The organism is Limimaricola sp. AA108-03 (genome assembly GCF_050847355.1).
Taxonomy (GTDB): domain Bacteria; phylum Pseudomonadota; class Alphaproteobacteria; order Rhodobacterales; family Rhodobacteraceae; genus Limimaricola.
Genome location: NZ_CP193762.1, coordinates 18,542 through 40,609 on the forward strand (window position 1 = coordinate 18,542; position 22,068 = coordinate 40,609).

Sequence of the window (22,068 nt, forward strand, 5' to 3'; positions counted from 1 at the left end):
TCGGAGTTCTGAGGCATGACACACGATCCCTATGAAACTCTCGGCGTCAAACGTGACGCCTCGCAGGCCGAGATCAAGAAGGCCTATCGCCGGCTCGCAAAGAAACTGCATCCGGACCTGTCGCGCAGCGACGCAACCACGCAGGACGAGTTCCAGCGCGTCGGCGCGGCCTATGACATCCTCGGTGACCCGGAAAAACGCCGCCGCTTCGACGCGGGCGAGATCGACGCCAACGGACAGGAACAGCCGCGCCCCCACCCCCGCTGGAGCTATGCCGGGGCCACGGCGGGTGCGTCTGGCCAGAACGACGCGCCTTTCGGCGCTTTCGAGGACGTCTCCGACATCTTCGCGGATCTGTTCGGCGCACGCGGTCGTCGCTCGACCCACTTTGGCGCGCCGGGCGCGGATCTGCGCTACAGCATCGAGGTCGATTTCCTCGATGCCGCCCGTGGCACGACCCGGGAGGTCACCCTTCCGGACGGGCGCGCGATCGACCTGCGGATACCGGCCGGCCTGCGTGACGGACAGGTCTTGCGCCTGAAGGGCAAGGGCGCGCCGGGCCTGCATGGTGGCCCGGCAGGCGATGCCTATGTGGAGGCGCGTGTCCGGTCGCACCCGCAGTTCTTCCGCGATGGCGACGATATCGAGATCGAACTGCCCATCACCTTCGACGAGGCGGTGCTCGGCACCCGGGTAGAGGTCCCGACGATCTGGGGACCGGTCTCGATGAAGCTGCCGGAAGGCGCCTCGTCGGGTCAACGCGTGCGGCTCAAGGGCAAGGGCATCCACCGCGCAAAGCGGCCGGCGGGTGACCATTATGTCCGGCTGTCGATCCGGTTGCCGAAGCAGATCGATGCCAAGATGAAGTCCTTGGCAGAACGGTGGAGAGAGCACGTCCCGCACGATCTTCGAAATGAGACCGGAAGGCTTTGAAATTCGCAACCTTGGGTGGCTCGGATCATCAGCGCTTTGCTGAACTGCATGATGCAAACTCATCAGCAGAAGCCGAGACCAGCTGAAAGTGTCAGATCCGCTTCAGGGACCGGGAGAAACCTCAGCTATCTGTCTTACGGCCCGAACCAGCCATTCGCCAACGCGTCGGCAAACGTCTGCTTTCCCCCTCATCTACAGAACATTGAAAGCGCAGCTTGACCGAAGGTTTCGTTTTGACAGCGCGCAGCGTTCGCCATCTCGCCATCTCGCCATCTCGCCAGTCTGCCCGACGGCCGTTTGCGCATCCTCCAAGCAATCGAGCGCATTAAACTGAACACCCGAATATTCAGCGATAAACCCCCCAGGGACCAAACCGGGGCGGCCCGGTTCGGACGCTTGATGGCAACCGTGTCGGCTCGGAGCCCCAAGGCACCGGTGGACGCTCTTGCAGGTCCCGTAGGCGCCGTATGCGTTCTTCCGTCGGGGGGTGGGTGCGCAAGAGGGACGGCTCGGGGATGCGCCTGCCCGGCAGGAACATGTCCTCCCAGAACCGGCCGACCCGCCGCTCCAGCTTCGATAGTGCCGAGGCCAGCCCGTCCGGATCACCGGTCAGGTCGACCGCCCCGCGGTCAGCGTCGAATTCCCGGGTCCGGGACAGGGCGAGTTGCAAGAGTGCCATAAGGGTTGGCGAGAACACGAGCATCAAAGGGATATGCCAAGGGACGTAGGCAGCGCCGCTCAGCAGGAGCGGAAGGTTCAGGATCAGGATCAATTGCCCGACCCAGGAGGCCAGCGAGACGACGCGGGACATGACGTCAGCCACGCTCATGATCCACAGGTCACGGTTTGCAACATGGGCAACTTCGTGCGCCAGGACACCGGCCAGCTCCCGGGCATCCAATAGCCGCAGTAGACCGTCGGTGATACATATGGCGCTGTCTCGGGGATCACCCATGGCGAAGGCGTTCGGCAACTCGCTCGGAATATAGTAGAGCGCGGGCACCCTCGGGAGATCGGCACGGCGGGCGAGCTCGGCGATCATTCCGACACCTTCGGGGAAGGTCCGGCCCGTCAGGCGTCTGGCGCGATAGGCCGAGAGGAGCACGGTCTTTGGAAGGGATGGTGCAAGGAGCAGGCCGATCACCGAACTCCCGACGGTTAGAAGCGTCAGCCCCGGACCCGCAATCGTTGCTACGACCGCCCAAGCTATCAGTCCCATGCCGCCAATCAGCAGCATGGATTGCACCAAGTTACGGGTTTGATGGAGCACGGAAGGCGACATGGCCCGAGTATCGGCCATTGCTTGGCTGAATTCATTACTTCCTCTCGTTCGGCCGAAAGATTTTTCACCCCTTGGCCTTGACAGCGACGCGCAAGCCCCCATCTCACGCACGCATATGATATGCATGCATTATTTATGTAAAGAGAATGGCTGTTAGCAGATGATCCGAAAGAAGGATGATGTGGTCGGCTCACTCCTCCATGACGCTGCGCACTTGTTGCGGCTTCGCATCGACGAAGCACTCCGGCCGTATGACCTGACGCGGGTGAGCTGGATGGCCATCGGCATCATCGAGCAGAACGAGATGCTGACACAGTCTGATCTTGCTGCGAGACTGGAACTGGGCACGGCAGCGACCGGCAAGTTGGTGGACCGCCTCCAGGAACGCGGTCTGGTCGAACGCCATGATGATCCCGAAGACCGCCGTGCGAACCTGTTGGCCGTCACGCCAGGTGCCCGCGATCTGCTCGAACGGCTGAAGTCGGTCGGGGAGGCACTGCGGGAGGAGGTTCTTCAAGACCTTGGCGAAGCAGAGCGCCGGCAGCTTCAGCGCTCTCTTCAGAAGATCAAGACGCGACTGACAGAAAGCCGTTCGCAAGCAGCCTGATCGTTATCGGAGGGAGGGTGAAGCGATGGAGAAGAAAACCGAGTTCAACATCTGGTATTGGGTTCTGGCCTTCATGGCCGTGATCTTTATCCAGAACATCATCGCGGGCACCCGCGATATCGCCCAGATCAGCTACAGCCAGTTCGAGACCTATCTCGAGGAGGGCCGGGTTCAGTCGGTTGCCGTCGGCAAGGACCACATCAGCGGTGTCTTCGACGCGCCCGTGGACGGCCGCAACCAGTTTGTCACAAACATCGTCGACCCCGCTCTTCTCGAACGGATCGACGCGGCCGATGTCGAAATCACCGGTGTGCCGGAAAACACTTGGCTCGGCGCAATACTTTCCTGGGTCGTTCCCGCCTTTGTCTTCTTTGCGCTCTGGATGCTGTTCTTTCGCAAGTTCGCCGAAAAGCAGGGTTTCGGTGGCTTCATGCAAGTCGGCAAGAGCCGCGCCAAGGTCTATATGGAAAAGGAGACCGGCGTCACCTTCGAAGACGTGGCCGGGGTCGACGAGGCCAAGCAGGAGCTCGAGGAAATCGTCGAGTTTCTGCGCAATCCCGAAGAATACGGCAAGCTCGGGGCCCGGGTGCCCAAGGGTATCCTGCTGGTAGGGCCGCCGGGGACGGGCAAGACGCTGCTGGCCCGCGCTGTGGCCGGGCAGGCTGGCGTGACCTTCCTGTCGATCTCGGGTTCGGAATTTGTCGAGATGTTCGTGGGGGTCGGTGCCGCGCGGGTGCGCGACCTGTTCGAGCAGGCCCGCAAGAGCGCTCCGGCGATCATCTTCATCGATGAGCTGGATGCGCTCGGCCGGGCCCGCAACGCCGGCCAGCACATCGGCGGCAACGACGAGCGCGAACAGACCTTGAACCAGCTTCTGACCGAGCTTGACGGTTTCGATCCCTCGACCGGCATCGTGCTTCTGGCCGCAACCAACCGGCCCGAGATCCTCGATCCTGCCCTGCTGCGCGCCGGCCGCTTCGACCGCCAGGTGCTGGTCGACAAGCCGGACAAGAAGGGCCGCGTCGCGATCCTGAACGTGCACATGAAAAAGGTGACGTTGGGCGGGGATGTCGATGCCGAGAAGGTCGCGGCGCTGACACCGGGGTTTTCGGGTGCCGACCTTGCCAACCTGGTGAACGAGGCGGCCCTTCTGGCCACTCGGCGCAAGGCCAACGCGGTGTCGATGGACGACTTCAACAATGCGGTGGAGCGGATCATCGCCGGGCTGGAAAAGAAGAACCGGGTGCTGAACCCGCGCGAGCGCGAGATCGTCGCGCATCACGAAATGGGGCACGCTCTGGTCGCCATGGCCCTGCCCGGGGTCGATCCGGTGCACAAGGTCTCGATCATCCCGCGCGGCATCGGGGCGCTTGGCTACACCATCCAGCGGCCGACCGAAGACCGGTTCCTGATGACCCGCGAGGAGCTCGAGAACAAGATCGCGGTGCTTCTTGGCGGGCGCGCTGCCGAGAAGATCATCTACGATCACCTGTCCACGGGCGCTGCGGATGATCTGGTGAAGGCGACCGACATCGCCCGCGCCATGGTGGCACGCTACGGCATGGACCCGGACCTCGGCCATGTCAGCTATGACACCGACCGTCCCGGCTTCCTCGGCACCGGGGATCAGTCGTCCTGGCTCAACCGGCGCTACAGCGAGGCGACGGCCGAGCGAATGGACGCGGCGGTCAAGGAAGTGATCGAGCGCATCTTCGACGAAACGGTCAGCTTGCTCGAGACCAACCGCACGCTGCTGGAAAGCACATCGAAGAGCTTGCTCGATCGAGAAACCCTGGATGAACCCGGCCTTCAGGCCATCGCGAAACAAGTGAAATCGCCCAAGGCGCCTAAGGCAGCTTGATCCAGAACAAGGAAACCGCGCCGCTCGACGGCAACATGAAGGATGAACAAAGGAGGAAAGCCAATGGCTCATGGCATCTGTGATGTTTGCAAAACCCGCCCGGCGGTGTTCCGCGCTCAAGTCGTGTCGAATGGCGAGCGCCGGACAATGGAGCTGTGCGACGAAGATTACCGCAAGCTTGCCAGACGGCAGGGGCGCACCGCCTCGCCGCTGGAATCCCTCTTCGGCGGACGCTCCCTCTTCGACGAGTTTTTCGGGGACCGCGGGTTTGGTAATGGCCTGCTTGGCGGCCCCGGAGAAACGAGCGGGGAAACCATCCCGATCCGCCCCGCCGGCCGCCGTGGCTCCGGTGGCGGCATCAATCTTGCCGATCGCCTGAGCGGACAGGCCAACAAGCTTCTCCAGGACGCCGCCCAGAAGGCCCACGAATTCGGGCGGAACGAAGTCGATACCGAGCATCTTCTGCTCGCGCTGACCGGGTCGGAGGTGGTGCGGACGCTCCTGAACCAGGTCAAGATCGACGGGGACGATCTGCGTCGGCAGATCGAGAAGGAGGCGAAGAAGGGCGACTCGAGCGATCCCGAGCGCGAGATCGGCGTCAGCCCCCGCGTCAAGGACGCACTGAACCGTGCCTTCGTCGCCTCGAACGAGCTCGGTCACTCCTATGTCGGACCCGAACACCTGCTGATCGGTCTGGCCGAGGAAGGCGAGGGTCTGGCCGCCGACATCCTGCGCCGGCTGGGCCTCACGCCGCAGGCGCTGCGCCAGCAGGTCACCAAGGTGGTCGGCAAGGGTGCCGAAGAAGGCCGCGTGGAGACACCATCCAACACCCCCGACCTGGACGAATTCAGCCGCGACCTGACCAAGCTCGCCCGCGAGGGCAAGCTCGATCCGGTCATTGGTCGGGCCCGCGAGATCGAGACCACGATCGAGGTTCTGGCTCGGCGCAAGAAGAACAACCCCGTGCTGATCGGTGAACCGGGCGTCGGCAAGACCGCGATCATCGAGGGTCTGGCGCAGCGCATCGTCGCCGGCGAGGTCCCCGAGGCGCTGCGCGACAAGCGGCTGGTGGAACTGAACATCAACTCGATGGTCGCCGGATCGAAATATCGCGGCGAGTTCGAGGAGCGTGTCCAGAAGATCCTCAAGGAGATCACCGAGGAGAAAGACAGCCTGATCCTGTTCATCGACGAGCTTCACACCATCGTCGGGGCCGGACAGGGCGGGGGCGAAGGCGGGCTCGACATCGCCAACACCTTCAAGCCGGCGCTGGCGCGAGGCGAGCTGAACCTGATCGGGGCGACGACCCTGAACGAATACCAAAAGCATATCGAGAAAGACGCCGCGCTCGAACGCCGCTTCCAGCCGGTCTATGTCGATGAGCCGACGGTTGCGCAGACCATCATGATCCTGCGCGGGCTGCGCGACACGCTCGAGTCGCACCACAAGGTGACCATCACCGACGAGGCGATCATCGCCGCGGCGGAGCTTGCGGACCGCTACATCACCGGCCGCTTCATGCCCGACAAGGCCATCGACCTGATCGACCAGGCCGCAGCGCGGGTGAAGATCTCCGCCACGGCCCGGCCCGTCGATGTGCAGGAGCTGTCGGCCGAGGTCGAGCAGATCAAGCGTGAGCAGGACTATGCCGCTGCGCGCAAGCAGTTCGACCGCGCGGGTGAGCTGAAACGCGAGCTCGAGGAAAAGCAGGCCGAGCTCGACGAACTCCTGGAGACGTGGAAACGCGACCGCGCTTCGGCCACCGCCGAGGTCCGGAGCGATCACGTGGCGCAGATCGTCAGCAAGATCACCGGCGTTCCGGTGAACGAGCTGACCACCGAGGAGCGCGAGAAACTGCTGAAACTCGAGGACCGGCTGCACGAGCGCGTCATCGGACAGGACGAGGCGATCAGCGCGGTCTCCGATGCCGTGCGGCTCGCCCGTGCTGGGCTGCGGGAGGGCTCCGCACCCACCGCGACCTTCCTGTTCCTCGGCCCCACCGGCGTCGGCAAGACCGAGCTTGCCAAGGCGTTGGCCGAGACGATCTATGGCGACGAGGACGCGATGATCCGCATCGACATGTCCGAATACGGCGAGCGGCACGCCGTTGCGCGGCTGGTGGGCGCCCCGCCGGGCTATGTCGGCTACGACGAGGGCGGCCAGTTGACCGAGCGCGTGCGGCGCCGGCCCTATTCGGTGATCCTGCTCGACGAGATCGAGAAGGCGCATCCGGACGTCTACAACATCCTGCTTCAGGTTTTCGATGATGGCCGCCTGACCGACGGCAAGGGCCGTGTGGTGGACTTCACCAACACTATCATTATCGCGACCTCGAACCTCGGCTCCGACATCATTCAGAAGAACCTGAAGAAGCGGGGCACGAAGGAATTCGACGAGACCAAGCAGAAAGCCGAGCTGATGGAGGTGCTCCGGCACCACTTCCGGCCGGAATTCATCAACCGGATCGACGAGATCATCGTGTTCCACTCGCTGAACCAGTCGGAGATCCGGCAGATCGTCGAGCTGCAACTCAAGCGCGTCGCCCGCACGGCGCTCACGCAGGGCGTGGAGGTGGAGCACGACGAAAGCGTCGTCGATCACTTCGCCGCCGTGGGCTTCCGGCCCGAATTCGGCGCCCGCGAATTGCGCCGTCTCATCCGGTCGGAACTCGAGACGGAACTGGCCCGCGAACTGCTGGGCGGCCGGATCGAGGATGGCGACCGTGTCCGCGTCTCCTGGTCGAGCGACGAACAGAAGATCGTCTTCGACAAACTGGAGCGTCAGGAACCCGAGGCGGATACTCAAGACACCGACGCGAAAGATGATGCGGCAGAGACTGACGCATCAAGTGCAAGTGGCGGCGCGCCCGAGGAGGCGCCCACAAAGTGATGGGAAAACTCCCGGCGGCCCGGGTGCCGCCGGGACCGAAAGGAGGAGAACGCCATGACCGACAAGGTTTTCGATGCAGACACGGTCTGCACTCTGTCGCGCAACTGGTGGGCCTTCGTTCTGCGAGGCATGGTTGCGCTCATCATCGCCGTTTTGGCCTGGCTGATGCCGGCCGAGGCGGTCTTTACCCTGACCCTCGTCTTCGGCGCCTTCGCCTTCGCAGATGGCGTTTTCGGCCTGATCTCGGCGGTGCGGAATATCCGCAAAGGTGAACGCTGGGGATGGCTTGCGGTCAGCGGCGTCCTGGGCATCCTGACCGGCCTCGTGGTGCTGGTGACGCCCTTTGTCGCGACGTTGGTGCTCGCCGTCTTCCTCTGGGCCAGCATCGCCTTCTGGTCGGTGTTCTCGGGCATACTCGAGATCACGACGGCGATCCGGCTGCGCAGGGAGATTGAAGGCGAGATCTGGCTGGGTCTCAGCGGAGCCCTCTCGGTGCTGCTGGGTGTCGTGGTCGTGTGGTTTCTGACCATCCGCCCGACGGAAAGCCTTCTGGCCCTCGGCTGGCTCCTCGGCGTCTATGCCGCAATCTTCGGCGTCGTGATGATCCTGCTGGGACTGAAGTTGCGCGGCCGCGGGCTCAAGGCAGACGCGGGTGCAACCGCGTAAGGGAAAGGAGAGAATGCAATGTTTCGGCTACAACGTCACAACCGCCCGCCATTCCGGCCGAAGATCCCCGGCACCGACCTTCGGTCCGCCGATGTCCCCATGGCGGTCATCTACCGACCGGCCCGATCGGTCAAGCAGCGCGGGCTGCGGCCCCGGCATTGGGTGCTCGAGTTCGAACCGAGCAGGCCGCCGCAGATCGAGCCGCTGATGGGCTGGACCGCAAGTGCGGACGCCTACCGCCCGATCCGCCTGACGTTCCCGGATCGGGACAGCGCCATCGCCCATGCCGAACGGAACGATTGGAAGTATGTCGTCCTCGAGGCACCTGCTATGGACCCCGGCATCGCTCCACAGCGCTATTGGTGGGAACAGGCTCCAGGCAAAAAAGGTCATGACACAGCGGCCACTCGCGGTGTCGAGACCAAGCGTCACCCGACGATTGCATCTGCTCCGGATGGCGGCGATGCATCGGTGGCTTGGAACAGCAACGCTGGCGAGCAGAACGATATTGAGGACCCCGTGCTCGAGGCCTGCCTCGAGTCTTTCCCTGCCTCGGACCCGCCCGCGTGGACCGGCACGACCATCGCTGCCGGCAAACGCGACCCCGCCGGCAGCGGATGAACAACGCCGCGATCATCGCCACGACTGGCCTGGTCGCGGCCATCCTCTTCCATCCGCGTCTTAGCGATTCGAAGGGGTGGCGCGCTACCGTGACACCCCTCGCTTCGATAATCGGCAGCGGGTTTCTCGTGATCGGTCCGATCCTCGATGCCAGCTTCGGGTATCTGGCTCCGATCGCAATGGCGGCGCTTTGCACAGTGGCAATTCTGTTCGGGGCGGCCATCCGCCGTAATATCGCTCGGATTGCGGAGGTCGGAGAGCGCTCCGTGGCGGAACGAGTTCTGGACCGCGCGGCCTCATGGGTTCTGGCGACGGCCTACGCAGTTTCAGTCGCCTACTACCTGAACCTGCTGGGTGCTTTTTCCGTCAGCCTTACGGCGCATGACGATCCGGCCACGGCCCGGATAGTTGCCACTGCCGCGTTGCTCTTCATCGCATTCATAGGTTGGACGCGGGGCTTTTCCGCGCTCGAGGGGCTGGAAAAGATTTCCGTGTCTCTCAAGCTCGCCATCATCGCCGGCCTCCTACTCGGCCTCGGCATCCATTTCGGTGATCGCTTCGCCGCGGGCGATCTAATCTTGAACCCGATCCAAACTACTGGCTGGAACGCGGTGTGGCTGATCTTCGGGCTACTGGTTACGGTCCAAGGCTTCGAAACGTCCCGCTACCTTGGCGAGGACTATGATCCACAGACCCGGATCGCCTCCATGAGCCGCGCGCAGTGGGTCTCCGCCGGCATCTATATGGTCTACATCCTTCTTCTGAGCTTTCTTTTCCCCGCGGGAACGATCCCGCAAAGGGAGACGGCCATCATCTCGCTCATGGAATTGGTTGCGCCAGTGCTTCCGGCACTTCTGGTAAGTGCCGCATTGGCCGCCCAGTTCAGTGCGGCAGTGGCCGACACGGCCGGCTCGGGCGGCCTTCTGCACGAACTCACGGGCGGCAAGATCGCCCCGCGAACCGGCTACGTTCTTCTGGCCGGCATCAGTCTCGTTCTGACATGGTCAGCGAATGTTTTCGAGATCATCACCATCGCCTCTCGGGCTTTCGCTGGATATTACGCGCTGCAAAGCGCGGTAGCGGCGGCCGGCTACTGGATTTCTGGCCGCGTCGCCGGCGCTACAGGCTTCGCAGCACTTGGTGTGCTTGGAGTTCTCATCGCCTTTCTTGGCATGCCATTCGCAGGCTGACAGTCCGTCAGTCAGTGGCAAACAGACATCGCTCCTCCACCGCATTCCGAATTTGGTCAGAGGCTTAGCGGCTTGGGCAAGGACAGCCTAAGCCGAGAACCCGGACCCTCCCGATTGCAGGCATACGCGCTCCTCCAAGATCACCTGCCTTCGATGCCCCCGGCACGTGATTGGACATTGCCTTCGAGGGGAAAAGCGTGCCATCCCTTTGCGGTGATGGTTCCCGTTGGCCCTTGAGGGCGACGCGGGATGAAAAGGGAATACGGTGAGGTGTAGCCAACAGGCGCCGAATCCGTGACTGCCCCCGCAACTGTGAGCGGCGAGCGTTTCCGAGAAGACCACTGGGTTCCACAGCCCGGGAAGGTTCGGAAAAGCGTAGACCCGCAAGTCAGGAGACCTGCCATCGCTGATGTCACTCAACCCGGGCGGGGTGTCCCGGACAGGAGGCCATGATGGCTCGTCGGCAACTGCCGCACCGAAATCGCCGGTCCCTCTGTGCGCAAGCCCCGCGAATGCGCGGAGGGCTGCATGGACCGGACCAGATCGAACACCACCTGCAAAGCGGGCGCGACCTCGCGAGCAAGCTGTTGCTGCGCCCATAGACTGTCGAGACAACTCGGGCGGGCCGTCGACCTCGCTGCCGTGGCCGCCGGTCCCGGCTTCGAGCTGACCGGAACGACGCGGCTCGACGGCTGCGGCCGGCGGGTCGTCTGGCGCGCACGGCGCGGCCGCGTGTCGCTCCGGATTGAACCCGAGGTGGTGTTCCCGCCCCGCGTGACCCACGCCGCTCTGCGGGTTCGGCAATGACCGCCGCGTCCATCTCCGCCAGCGATCTGAGCTGGGGGCCGCGTCATGGGCCGGCGATCCTCAAGGGCGTGAGCTTCGAGCTGGCCGCCGGTCGGACGCTGGGCATCGTCGGCGCCAACGGCGCCGGCAAGTCGACGCTGCTGCGGCTGCTCTACCGGTTTCATCGGCCCCATGGCGGAAAGGTTCATATCGGTGGCGAAGATCTGTGGCGCATGACGCCTCGGGCCGCTGCGCGCCGGGTCGCCGCTGTGCTCCAAGAGCAACCGACGGATTTCGCGCTGAGTGTGCGTGAGATCGCGGGACTGGGACGGGTGCCGCATCGCCGCGGCCTTTCGGGTCCCGGCACACGCGAGGCCGGAATCGTCGAAGCGGCGCTGCACCGGCTCGACCTTGCTGGGCTGGCCGAGCGCCGTCTCGGCACGCTGTCTGGCGGAGAAAAACAGCGCGCGATGGTAGCGCGCGCGCTGGTGCAGGAGCCGCAGGTGCTCATCCTCGACGAGCCCACCAACCATCTCGATATCCGCCACCAGCTTGAGGTGCTGGAGATGCTGCGTGGCCTCGATGTCACCATCGTCACCAGCCTGCACGACCTGAACCTCGCTTTCGATCTTTGCGATGAGGTGCTGGTGCTCTCGCGCGGTCAGATAATCGCGCATGGGACGCCGGATGTCGCACTCGATGCGGCGACCGTGGCCCACGCTTTTTCCGTTACCGCCCGCCGCGAACGCCTCGAACCCTCGGGGCGCACCCGCTTCACCTACTCGCTCGCCGCCTCTGAACGGACCTACTGACCCATGACTTTCCGAATCCTTCCTGTCGCCTTTCTCCTGGCCGCCCCTGCCGCGGCTCAGGCCTTCCCCGTGACCGTGCAGAGCTGCGACCGGGAGATCACCTTCGAAGCCGCGCCGGAGCGCGCGGTGTCGAATGATGTCAACCTGACCGAGATGATGCTGGCGCTCGGACTGCGCGATCACATGGTCGGCTACACCGGTGTCTCCGGATGGAAGACCCTCGACGAGCGGCTGCGCGCCGATGTCGAGACGCTGCCGGAACTATCGCCGCAATATCCTGGCCGCGAGGTGCTGCTGGGGGCAAATGCCGACTTCTACTTTGCCGGCTGGAACTACGGCATGAATGTCGGCGGCGAAGTGACGCCCGACACGCTCGCGCCTTTCGACATCGCGGTCTACGAACTCGCCGAGAGCTGCGCGCATGTGATGGAGAAGCCCAAGGCGAGCTTCGAGGATCTCTATACCGACATTCGCAACCTCGGGACGATTTTTGGCGTCGCGGAGCGGGCCGAGGGGCTGGTAGCCGACTGGCGCGAGGATCTCGCCCGGCAGAAGGACGCTGCCGGGAACGGCGCCAGGCCGCTTCGCGTCTTCGTCTATGACAGCGGCGAGGACACGCCGTTCACGGCCGGGCGCTACGCCATGCCCACCGCGCTCATCGAAGCGGCGGGCGGCGTCAACGTCGTGGACGATTTCGAGAAGAGCTGGGCGACGGTCGGTTGGGAGGAGGTGATCGCGCGCGATCCGGAGATGATCCTGATCGTCGATTACGGCGAGGTCACCGCCGCCCAGAAGCGCGAATTCCTGATATCGAACCCGGCCTTCGCGGGCATGACCGCCGTGCGTGAGGACAATTTCGTCACCCTCGACTATGTGGCTGCCACGCCGGGCCCGCGCAACATCGAGGCGGTGGGCGTGCTGGCCCGGGCCTTCGCCGAGGCGGGGGGATGACGGATATCTCCCTGTCGATCGCAGGCCGGGCTCCGGCCCGGCGGGCGCGTATGTTTCCGGCCGCGCTCGGGCTTGCGGTTCTGGCGCTCGGGCTCTCCTTCACTTTCGCCGTGGGTGTCGGCGCGGTGTCCGTTGGGGCCCGGACGGTCTGGGGTGTCATCGCGAACCAACTCATGCCGGGCCTGGTCCAGGTCACTTGGCCGGCTGGTCACGAGGCCATCGTCTGGGACTTGAGAATGCCGCGGGCGATCCTTGCCGGGCTTGTGGGTGCGGGGCTGGCGCTGGTGGGCGCGGTCTTGCAGGCCGTCACGCGAAACGCGCTGGCGGACCCGCATTTGCTCGGCATCTCCTCCGGCGGGGCCTTCGGCGCGATCACCGCGCTGCTGCACACCGGGATGATCCTCGGCCTTGCCACCGTGCCGATCTTCGCCTTCGCCGGCGCCCTCGGTGCGATGGCGTTGGTGCTCGGCGTGGCACGTCTCGCGGACGCGGCCTCGGCAGAACGGCTGGTGCTCGCCGGAGTGGCGGTGTCCTTCATCGTGATGGCCGGGGCCAACGCGATGATCTTCCTCGGCGATCCGCGCGCCTCGCACACCGCGCTGTTCTGGATGCTGGGCGGTCTTGGTCTGGCGCAATGGTCGCATCTGGCTTTCCCCGCCCTCGTGCTCGCGCTCTGCGGCCCGTGGCTTTGGCTCAGGGCGCAGGATCTCGACGCCATGACGATCGGGGACGAGACCGCCGCGACCCTGGGTATCGCGGTGTCGCGGTTCCGGCTCGAGGTGTTTGTCGCGGGCGCCCTGCTGACCGGGGTCATGGTGGCGTTCTCCGGGGTGATCGGCTTCGTCGGACTGATGATCCCGCATGTCGCCCGTATGGTCGTGGGCGGCAGCCAGGCCCGCGTCTTGCCGCTTTCGGCTCTGCTCGGCGCGGTGTTCCTGATCTGGTGCGACCTGTTCGCCAGAACGGTGATGGCGCCGCAGGACCTCCCGATCGGCGTGGTGACGGGCCTTGTCGGGGGGCTCTTTTTCGTATGGCTCCTTGCTCGGCGGTAGACACCCAGCGAGAGGAGAACCAGCGTCCGACAAACCACCCAGAGCCTCGGCGCCAGCGAGAGTGAGGTGCTCCCCGATTTCAGGGCACTGACGTAAGCTACGATCTGCTGTCTGCTGATCTTCACCGACGAGGAGATCAGAGATGTCGAAACGCAAGCAGCACGCGCCTGCTTTCAAGGCCAAGGTCGCGTTGGAAGCTTTGAAGGGCGAACAAACGGCCGCCGAGCTGGCGAGCCGGTTTGGGGTGCATCCCACGCTGATCCATCAGTGGAAGCGGGCTCTGCTCGAGGGCGCTTCAGGGGTCTTTGAGCGGGGCGGAAAGAAGACGCCCGAAGTCGACGAGTCGCAGGTGAAGGAGCTGCATGCCAAGATTGGTGAGCTGGCGGTCGCCAACGATTTTTTGTCCAGAAAGCTCAAGCCTTGGGGCGGGACGTGAGGCGCGGCATGATCGAGCGAGACCATCCGACCCTGTCCGTGGGGCGGCAGTGCCGGCTGCTGTCGCTCTCGCGGTCGTCGTTCTACTACCGGCCAGCCGGCGAGACCGAGCTGAACCTCGACCTCATGCGGCTGATCGACGAACAATTTCTCGAAACGCCGTTCTACGGCGTGCGGCAGATGGCCCGGCATCTGCGCAACGAGGACCACGCAGTGAACGACAAGCGGGTGCGGCGGCTGATGCGGCTCATGGGCCTCATGCCGATCTACCAGAAGCCTAATACCAGCAAGCCTGCCAAGGGGCACAAGCGATACCCCTACCTGCTGAGGGGAGTGCGCGTGGAGCGGCCCAACCAAGTCTGGTGCGCCGACATCACCTATCTCCCCATGCGGCGCGGCTTCCTTTATCTCGTGGCGATCATGGATTGGCACACCCGGAAAGTGCTAGCCTGGCGCCTGTCCAACACGATGGAGGCCGAGTTCTGCGTCGAGGCGCTGACCGAAGCGATCCAGCGGTTCGGCTTACCCGAGATCATGAATACCGATCAGGGCAGCCAGTTCACGTCCTTCGCCTGGACCGACGTGCTCAGACGCGCCGGCGTCCGCATCTCAATGGACGGAAAGGGACGCTACCTCGACAACATCTTCATCGAGCGGCTTTGGCGCACCCTGAAATACGAGTGCGTCTACCTGCACGCCTGGGAGACCGGCTCGGAGGCGCGGGCGGGGCTCAGGAACTGGATCGATTTCTACAATCGAAAGCGCCCGCATTCCGCCCATGGCGGCCAGCCGCCAGCAGTGGTCTACTGGCAGAGAAACCCCACCATACAACCCGATCAGCAGGAGCTAAGAGTAGCTTAGAAGGCGCCAGATCCTGTCCAAGGATCGGGGAGCACCTCAAGGCACCTCGCTCGGCCCTTTTCTTCGCGACATCGAAATAAAGGGTGGTAAGTTGTTGGGCTGCAAGGATCATGCCTTGGAACGTCTGGCCACCGTTGCGGGCGTCGACGTGGCTGATCTTCGGCGCAACTCGGCTCAAAGCCTTGGAAACCGTTGGTTCGATCTCCGCGGGAACCTACTCAGCGCAGAATTCTTCGCCAGCCCTTACACAGTCTTCTGTCCGGCATGTCTGCGCGAGGATGATAAACTCGGCGGCGATCCTGCCCTGGTCCGAAAAGGCCGACTTCTCTGGACGCTTCGACCTTTTCGAACCTGTCCGGTGCATGGCCTTGAGCTTGTTCGTCGAAAGAAGGTTGCGTGGGACGACTCGTTTCACCAGCTGGCCCTGCGGGTGCCGGAGCGCGCCGATGCCCTGGATGAGCTGGTAGACGGGGCTGCGCTGAGATCTCCGTCGCCATTGCAAAATTATGTCGTCGCGCGCCTTGAAGGAGCGCCGGGTCCGTCGTGGCTCGACAGTCAGACGCTCGAACAAGCTGTTCGCACCACCGAGAAACTCGGAGTGCTTCTCGAATTCGGACCAAAAGCAACGTCCGGTGATCTCGTCGAGAGCCAATGGGACGCGGCTGGCCGCGCCGGATACGAAGTCACTGCAAAAGGAGAAGAGGGCATACGGGAAGCGCTCCGCAACGTTCAGGCCGACTTTCTCCAACAAGGGGGTAAACCTGATCGTGGGAATGTCCTTGGAGCGCCCTACAGGTGGCTGGCGTCGCCAAAGAATACAAAAGATCCGGGCGACATCCGGCGCATCATGCGGGAGCATATCTTCGCGGAAATGGAGATCGCTGCTGGCACGACGATCCTGGGCGAAACGCTGAAGGAGCGTCGGCTTCACAGCGTGGAGTCGCTCAAAGCGGAGACAGGCCTCAATCCGCGGACGCTGCGAAACGTCCTTGCTGCCCACGGGCTCGTCCCGGCCGCAAAGAATGGCGCCCCCTATTGCGTATTTGATGCCGCTGCCGGACGGCGTGTCGCGTCTTCAATCCAGCGCTCGACAAAGATGAAATCGCTACCAACGGCGTTGAATTGCAGCCGCCCACAGGCCGGACAACTCGTCGACGAGGGTATGCTCGATCCGATCGCGGATGGCCGGTTCCAAGCCCCCGGGCGAACCCGGAAGGCCATCGCCAACCAAGATATCGACAGGTTCCTGACTGCCCTGCGCAGTTCCGCACGGCCCATGGACAAGGCACCGGAACAGATGGTCCCGATTTCGAAAGCTTCTGAGAAGGCAAAATTGACGTGCATAGAAATCGTGCATCTCGTGCTCGGTGGCTTCCTTCAGCACGTCATGCGACTTCAGGGTGAGGAAGGCTATGCCGCTATCCTCGTCGATCCGGCCGAAGTTCGAACGGCGAAGGCGGAGCATTTGCCCGGAATCTCTGCTTCAGATGCTTTCGCGCGTCTGAAACTTCCGAAGTCCACGGGATGGGATTTGGTGCATCGAGAGGAAAGCCCCCGACTTCAGCCCATCGTGATCAATGGCCAAAACGGACAGCACCGTTTCTACCGATTTAGCGAGGACCATGTCGCGGCCTTCGCGTCCGAATATACGACCGAGATCCGTGTCGCCAATGCGAACGGCATCGAGAAAAAAGACGTGGTGAAGCGGCTCAAAATGCGGGGGGTGCGACCAGTCCTCGGTCAGGTTGATATCGGCCTTGATATGTATCGGGCACAGGATATCCCGACGTTCGAACTGCCTTGATGCTTAATCGCGCGTCACAAAAAAGACGATTTGATGGGCCGCCCGATGGGCGGCCTTTCTCGTTTGCAGTGATCGAAACCGTGGCCTATGTTTTTAGAAAGTAGTGCAAGCATCTGGAATTTTCGACGTTGCCTTCGATGGTCACGAATTGGTGGTCAAAAGGACAAATCGGCGGATTTTGCCCACTTGGCCCCACCAGCAATCAATGACTTAGAGGTGGCTGATGGCCAAATTTTGGTGGTCGCTTCATTGCCTGCAAGAGCCACACAGCTGCCACGTAGAGCAACAAGACTGCTGCTGCGTTCAGCCCTATGCCTTCAGGTTGAACAAGAATGTTTCGTTTTCACGTGTCAGCCGGTGGCACAAGGCATCTAAAGCCATGGACGTCTGCCTATTGCGTCTACAGGGCCGCGGCGTCGCTGTCGTAGGCTTGAGCGCTATAGCACGCCCCACTCCAATTTGATCGGGCTACGGAATACGATCGTTTGAAAACACCGGCAAGAGGCGAGCGGCTTTGATCGGCCTGGTAGGGGAGGGGAGGGGACAGGCCCCAGTCCCTTTACCTTTAAGGCCGCGGAACGAAGCTGAGGCTTCCGTTCCGCCCGTAGGGCCGGATCGGATTGGACGAATTTCCCTCCCCAAACGCTTTCCATTGAGGGCCTGATGAAACACGTCTGCTATTCACCGAGACAATTGAAAATGGGGCCATCCATCCTCATCTAAACTGAGAATTTTTCCTCATAACATGGGTTTGTCTGATGGCCCTCGATCGCGTTGATAAGGCGAGAAGCGCTGTCTCGACCTTCATGCGGGCCGAGGTTCTGGCCGCGCGCCTGGAGGCCATGGCCCGGGCCGAGCCCGAGGTCGGCAACCTGTGGCGCTCGGAGCTTGCGCTCGCCGAAGCCGTGGCGAGCGCCGGTCTTGAAGGCATCCGGATCTCCGAGGGCGACCTGTTGCCACGCATCGCGCAGAATGGAAGCCAAGATACGGATCCGACCGGCGCGGAACTGGCGCTGAGCCTGATCCGCGTTCTGAAGGCACCGGGCGATCCCCTTGCGCGGCCTGTCCAGACCATGCGGCGCTTTGAAAGGGCGGCAGGCACCGGAATGAAGCCCGGTATGGATCCGGGCGATGAGCTCGAAGGCCAACGGCTCGATGACGCCGAGATCGAAGGCATCTTCGCAGGGGTGGGTCCCGGCGACATGCCGATCCTGGCTGCGGCTCGGGCGGCAGCCAGCTATGCGGCGCTGTCACAGCGTGCCAACCCGATTGTCGAGAGGCTGATCTTCATGGCGGTCGACAGCAGCCTGCGGGGCCGGGTTGGGCGTGGAACCGACTTCGAGGACGTCCTGCGGGGTTTGTCGGGTCGGGTCGATGCGCACTGGGTCTCGCCGCCAGCGCTCGCGTTGAGCCACAGGCAGTTCCTGCCGTGGTCGCCTGGCAGCGAGGTGGGTCTCATGAATCTCGGCGTCGGTCTCGCACGGGTCTTCGAGGCGGAGATCGGGCGCTTCGCGCTTGCGCGTGATTGGCTGCGCCGCGGGCAGGAGGCGGCGAAGGGCAGGGGCGGGCGCTCGCGCATGACCGACGCGGTCCAGGCCTTCGCAACCGCACCGGTGCTGAGCTCGGCGCTACTTGCCGAAACGATCGGCGTGTCGATCCGCACCGCGCTGACCCTGCTGGGTGAAATGACGGATCTCGGTCTGCTGACGGAGATCACTGGCCGCCAGACGGCGCGGATCTGGGCAGTGCCAAGTCTGGGTGCGCGTCTGGCAGTGCGGCCGGTCAGGCGGGCTCGGCTACGGGCGCACGCTACCAAGCCGTCGGCCGAGCTGCGCGAAACCGCCCGCAACAACAGCCGGGATCAGAGAGAAGCCTCGGCGCAGGCAATTGAGCGCGCTTTCACTGATCTCGAGAAGGCGCTCAGCCTGGCGAATGCATTGCTGATCGCCACGCAGCGCCGAAGGTGACCGAGCCTACCGCCGCACGCGAGCAGGCCATCCCGCGCAACCGCAGTCACATGCTCGAAACCAAAAATGACAGCTTCCGCTTCAAGGTCAGCACAGAGGCGTCCACCCGAAGAAGGAGGGATTCCGCGCATGCCTTGACCCAACTCTTAACTGATCCGAATACCTCATAGGTAGGTCAGTTCTCGATGGCAAACCCGGGTCAGTTCTAGGTGGAAATTAACAAGTAGTTCTCAGGCCGCGACCGGAACGCGCTTCTTCGATGTTGCGATCGACAGACGGCCTTGGTCGACCTTCGGACTCTTCTTCTTAATCACGATATCGATGTCGCGACCGAGCTTGAGCAGCATCCGCAAGATCCTGTCGGACGTGATGCCTTCGAGCTTGCCGTTCATGATTTTGGAGACGTGAGACTGAGGAATGCCGAGGAGTTCTCCGGCGTCGCGCTGCGTCAGGTGACGATGCTTGATGATGGAGGCGACCTGAATCGCGAGCGCGGCCTTCAAACTCAGCTCTTCGGCGTCTTCGAGCCCAAGATCCGCGAAGACGTTGCCGGAGCTATCTGTGATTTCTTCCGTCATGGCAGTGGCCTCTTCTTGTAATCCGCCTCGGCGAGCTTGATCCGAGACTTGATCATTTCGATGTCCTTGGGCGGCGTCTTGATGCCCGTCTTCGATTTCTTCTGGAAAGCGTGCAGAACATACACGACCCCCTTCAGGCGGAGGAGGTAGACGCACCGGTAGGTGTCACCGTCATGGTCATCCACGATCTCCAAGACGCCGGAACCGACACCCTTGTAAGGCTTGGCGCTGCCGGCCTTCTGGCCTGCCTGCGCGAACCTCAAGGCGGTCCCGATGTCCTTCTTAACTTGGTCTGGGAAATCCTGAAGGTCCTTCAGCGAACTCCCGACCCAGCGACACGGCTTGACCGATGCCTCCTTTGTCTTGATACTCATTTATGTATATCCTGTCAATCTTCAAGCGGCCTGTTCCGGGCACATGTTGGCAGCTGCCAACGCGATACGCTCACTGGAAGGCGCGTGCATCCCGGGCGATGTGACGCGCCAGCTTCTCATTGATCGCAACGATCAGGCGCTCGAACCTGGCGAGAGCGTCCGGGGTGAGAACGTCCGCAGGCGACTGGCCTATCTTCTCGAGGAACAGCCGGGCAGGGCGGGTCTTGCTGAACTCTACGTCGACCCCCTTGAGGGCCTGCTCCATGCGCTTGGCAAGCCGCGGGATGCGATCGTTCACAGTGAGCTTCTTCTTCCCGATCTCGGGAGCATGGCTGTCGCGGACGAGCTTCTCGTAGATCAAGGCGTCGAGCAGGTCCTCGATGTCGGCATCCTTGGGGCGCACGTCCTCCTCAAACGCATCACCGATCGACAGGATGTTGTTCTCCCGAAGAACCTTGGTCTTCAGGAGGTCCTCCCGGGTCGAGAGCGCATCCTTCTCGTGGTCGAGCAGAACCAGCACGTTCAGGTTCTCCGAAGCCAGCAGCGCTGCCATGTAGGGGATCTTCTGGGCACCGCCGGCCGGCGTGATCGTCAGGCTCTCGTCGAGGCTCTGACGGCCTTGGGAGGCCAGGTATTCCGACACCGCCGACAGGATCCAGAAATCGGTCACGCCCTCGACGATCAGGTTGCTCCCGCCTACGAAGAGGCTTTGCGCCAGATCGTAGCCAAGGGCTGCCTGCAGGGGGAACAGGGTCTTCCGGTCGCCGGACGGGTTGTTCGTGACGGTGGTCCCGTCAGTTTCGGCGATGTTGACTGTCCGCACCCAGTCGAGGTGCTTGGTCGGCACCATGAATGGGGAGTGCGTGGTGTAGAGGATCTGGTTATCGAAGTCGTCCTCAAGGTGGATGAGCAGGTCGCCCTGGGACTTAGCGTGCAGGTAGAGCCCCGGCTCGTCGAGCAGCAGGATCGCGGTGTCCTTATCGCCGTTGTCGGTATCCGCCGCGAAAGCGGTGTAGAAGCTGAAGAACCACTGGAACCCGCGGCTGCGTTCATTGAGGTTCACGTCCACATCGAAGCTCTTCGCAGTGTCTGAGACGAAGGTGTGCAGGTCGTCGCCGTCGAGATTGAATCGAACCTTCACCTTCCGGTCGGTCCAGCGCTTCTGCAGCTCTCCAGAAACGACCGAACTGGCGCGGTTCGCGAGTTGGTTCCGTTGTTCAGTGTCCGACTTCTGAATCTCCTGCAGTCTAGTAGGGTCGAGACCAGCCACCTTGCAGAGCTTTTCGAAATTCTCGTCAGCGGTGTTCGCAGTGCCCTCAGCCTTGCGCTTGAGATACGCGGGGATGTTCTGGTGGCCGGGAATTTCCGGATAGTCGTCGAAGTAGACAAACAAGGGTAGGTGTTCCATCAGCCAACTCCGGGCTGTGGCATGTGCCTTTTCGTCTCCGGCAATCGCTTGGGCATTCTTCCGCAGGCTCGTAAGGACCTCTTCCTGCTTGTCGGTGAATTCTTCGTCGGCCTTGGCCAGTTCCGTCTGGAGGATATCGATCGCGGCAAGTGCGGCGGTTGCCCATGCCTGAGGATCCTCTTGAGGTGCGGCCGCGGCCTTGAATGTGTCGGCGGCCGCCTCGAGGACCGATTTTGCTGCGGCGTCCTCGACCCTGGTTGCAGCCGCTTTGACGCTAGCACCGATCTTCTGCACGGCCTTCTCGATGGCATCTTTTTCGAAGGGAAGGTCGTCGCGCGGAACAAATATGGTTCGCTTTGCACCGTAGAAGCGCGTGATCTTGATGGGTTCACTTGGCCGCGCACATGGCCAGATTTTGGAAATGTGGTCCTGCTCATGTTTATCCAGAATCCACGTTGTAACGGCAACCGGGGTATCCTCGCTGCATTGCTCAAGGCGCCTGTTCCGAGGGAAGTCCTTCACGCCATTCAGAGGCTGCAGACCTCCGACAGGGTTCACATGGGTCAGGGCCCGCAGGAGGTTCGACTTGCCGCTTTCGTTCCGCCCCAGGAGAGCTGTGATCCGGAAGGCTGAAATCTCGCCGCTGTCCTGGATAGAGCGGTAGTTCATGATCCGGAACGTGGACAGCTGCATGTCAAAACCTCGAGGAATGGTGAACGTTCTTAAGGGGATATTGGCCCGAAGCGGGATCACGGAAGTTGTAGGTCACAGCCTGCTCCGCACCTCCCGGAACAGCCTCTTGATTTCGCCGACGATCTCCGAGCTTGGCCGGTCGATTAGGCTGTTCCATGGATGGCTCCTTACATGGGTTCAGCATAACAGCACCCAATGTGGCACATTACGATGCCGGGAGCGGGAGCTATCCACTCTATCAGCGGCGCTTCCATTGGCAACTCGTTGACCATGGATTGAAGCTGGCCCCGCCGCGCAC

At 62.8% G+C, this 22,068-nt stretch carries 18 protein-coding genes and 1 riboswitch; of the genes, 14 read left to right on the forward strand and 4 right to left on the reverse strand.

Annotation, left to right across the window (positions count from 1 at the left end):
* The first annotated feature begins 15 nt into the window (after window positions 1-15).
* Window positions 16-933 (forward strand): DnaJ C-terminal domain-containing protein, encoded by a 918-nt coding sequence (locus tag ACRAQ3_RS20645; RefSeq protein ID WP_322338193.1) that lies wholly within the window; start codon window positions 16-18, stop codon window positions 931-933.
* Window positions 934-1,279: 346 nt separating this feature from the next.
* Here ACRAQ3_RS20645 and ACRAQ3_RS20650 read toward each other — a convergent pair whose 3' ends face one another.
* Window positions 1,280-2,215, reverse strand: a complete 936-nt coding sequence (locus ACRAQ3_RS20650; protein ID WP_432257176.1) for a zinc metalloprotease HtpX — start codon at window positions 2,213-2,215, stop codon at window positions 1,280-1,282.
* A gap of 160 nt (window positions 2,216-2,375) precedes the next feature.
* Between ACRAQ3_RS20650 and ACRAQ3_RS20655 the strand changes: the two genes are divergently transcribed.
* From ACRAQ3_RS20655 to ACRAQ3_RS20715, 13 genes are all read left to right on the forward strand, one after another.
* Window positions 2,376-2,822 (forward strand): MarR family winged helix-turn-helix transcriptional regulator, encoded by a 447-nt coding sequence (locus tag ACRAQ3_RS20655; protein WP_322338191.1) that lies wholly within the window; start codon window positions 2,376-2,378, stop codon window positions 2,820-2,822.
* A gap of 25 nt (window positions 2,823-2,847) precedes the next feature.
* Window positions 2,848-4,683, forward strand: coding sequence for an ATP-dependent zinc metalloprotease FtsH (ftsH, locus tag ACRAQ3_RS20660; protein ID WP_322338190.1), 1,836 nt, complete (start codon window positions 2,848-2,850; stop codon window positions 4,681-4,683).
* Between the two features lie 63 nt (window positions 4,684-4,746).
* Window positions 4,747-7,572 (forward strand): ATP-dependent Clp protease ATP-binding subunit, encoded by a 2,826-nt coding sequence (locus tag ACRAQ3_RS20665; protein WP_322338189.1) that lies wholly within the window; start codon window positions 4,747-4,749, stop codon window positions 7,570-7,572.
* A 54-nt stretch (window positions 7,573-7,626) separates the two neighbouring features.
* Window positions 7,627-8,238 (forward strand): HdeD family acid-resistance protein, encoded by a 612-nt coding sequence (locus tag ACRAQ3_RS20670; protein WP_322338188.1) that lies wholly within the window; start codon window positions 7,627-7,629, stop codon window positions 8,236-8,238.
* An 18-nt stretch (window positions 8,239-8,256) separates the two neighbouring features.
* Window positions 8,257-8,859 (forward strand): NADH dehydrogenase ubiquinone Fe-S protein 4, encoded by a 603-nt coding sequence (locus ACRAQ3_RS20675; protein WP_322338187.1) that lies wholly within the window; start codon window positions 8,257-8,259, stop codon window positions 8,857-8,859.
* The gene (locus ACRAQ3_RS20680; RefSeq protein WP_322338186.1) at window positions 8,856-10,049 is read left to right on the forward strand and encodes a hypothetical protein; all 1,194 of its coding nucleotides are present in this window, start codon (window positions 8,856-8,858) and stop codon (window positions 10,047-10,049) included. Before ACRAQ3_RS20675 ends, ACRAQ3_RS20680 begins: the two co-directional genes overlap by 4 nt.
* A 200-nt stretch (window positions 10,050-10,249) precedes the next feature.
* Window positions 10,250-10,468, forward strand: a riboswitch (cobalamin riboswitch).
* Window positions 10,469-10,577: 109 nt separating this feature from the next.
* Complete coding sequence (locus ACRAQ3_RS20685) at window positions 10,578-10,856, forward strand: hypothetical protein (protein WP_322338185.1); 279 nt, start codon at window positions 10,578-10,580, stop codon at window positions 10,854-10,856.
* Window positions 10,853-11,647 (forward strand): ABC transporter ATP-binding protein, encoded by a 795-nt coding sequence (locus ACRAQ3_RS20690; protein ID WP_322338184.1) that lies wholly within the window; start codon window positions 10,853-10,855, stop codon window positions 11,645-11,647. The genes ACRAQ3_RS20685 and ACRAQ3_RS20690 overlap by 4 nt, the downstream gene beginning before the upstream one ends.
* 3 nt (window positions 11,648-11,650) lie before the next feature.
* Window positions 11,651-12,598 carry an ABC transporter substrate-binding protein gene (locus ACRAQ3_RS20695; RefSeq protein WP_322338183.1) on the forward strand — a complete coding sequence of 316 codons (948 nt, stop codon included), beginning with the start codon at window positions 11,651-11,653 and terminating at the stop codon, window positions 12,596-12,598.
* 50 nt (window positions 12,599-12,648) lie between these two features.
* Window positions 12,649-13,650 carry a FecCD family ABC transporter permease gene (locus ACRAQ3_RS20700; protein ID WP_322338284.1) on the forward strand — a complete coding sequence of 334 codons (1,002 nt, stop codon included), beginning with the start codon at window positions 12,649-12,651 and terminating at the stop codon, window positions 13,648-13,650.
* Between the two features lie 142 nt (window positions 13,651-13,792).
* Window positions 13,793-14,946, forward strand: a protein-coding gene (locus tag ACRAQ3_RS20705) for an IS3 family transposase (RefSeq protein ID WP_322338182.1) whose coding sequence is annotated in 2 segments (ribosomal slippage) — window positions 13,793-14,066 and window positions 14,066-14,946 — 1,155 coding nt in all. Because the reading frame shifts where the segments join, the coding sequence is not laid out codon by codon here.
* A gap of 70 nt (window positions 14,947-15,016) precedes the next feature.
* Window positions 15,017-16,750: a TniQ family protein gene (locus ACRAQ3_RS20710; RefSeq protein WP_432257181.1), complete on the forward strand. Its 1,734-nt coding sequence runs from the start codon at window positions 15,017-15,019 to the stop codon at window positions 16,748-16,750.
* Window positions 16,751-17,508: 758 nt separating this feature from the next.
* Window positions 17,509-18,717 (forward strand): hypothetical protein, encoded by a 1,209-nt coding sequence (locus ACRAQ3_RS20715; protein ID WP_432257177.1) that lies wholly within the window; start codon window positions 17,509-17,511, stop codon window positions 18,715-18,717.
* Between the two features lie 230 nt (window positions 18,718-18,947).
* Here ACRAQ3_RS20715 and ACRAQ3_RS20720 read toward each other — a convergent pair whose 3' ends face one another.
* The 3 genes from ACRAQ3_RS20720 to ACRAQ3_RS20730 form a co-directional block, all read right to left on the reverse strand.
* A complete protein-coding gene (locus ACRAQ3_RS20720; RefSeq protein WP_432257178.1) occupies window positions 18,948-19,295 on the reverse strand; it encodes a helix-turn-helix domain-containing protein in 348 nt (115 codons plus the stop codon).
* Entirely contained in the window at window positions 19,292-19,669 is a 378-nt protein-coding gene (locus ACRAQ3_RS20725; protein ID WP_322338274.1) for a type II toxin-antitoxin system RelE/ParE family toxin, read from the reverse strand. Before ACRAQ3_RS20725 ends, ACRAQ3_RS20720 begins: the two co-directional genes overlap by 4 nt.
* A gap of 70 nt (window positions 19,670-19,739) precedes the next feature.
* The gene (locus ACRAQ3_RS20730; protein ID WP_322338273.1) at window positions 19,740-21,770 is read right to left on the reverse strand and encodes an AAA family ATPase; all 2,031 of its coding nucleotides are present in this window, start codon (window positions 21,768-21,770) and stop codon (window positions 19,740-19,742) included.
* Window positions 21,771-22,068: the final 298 nt, after the last annotated feature.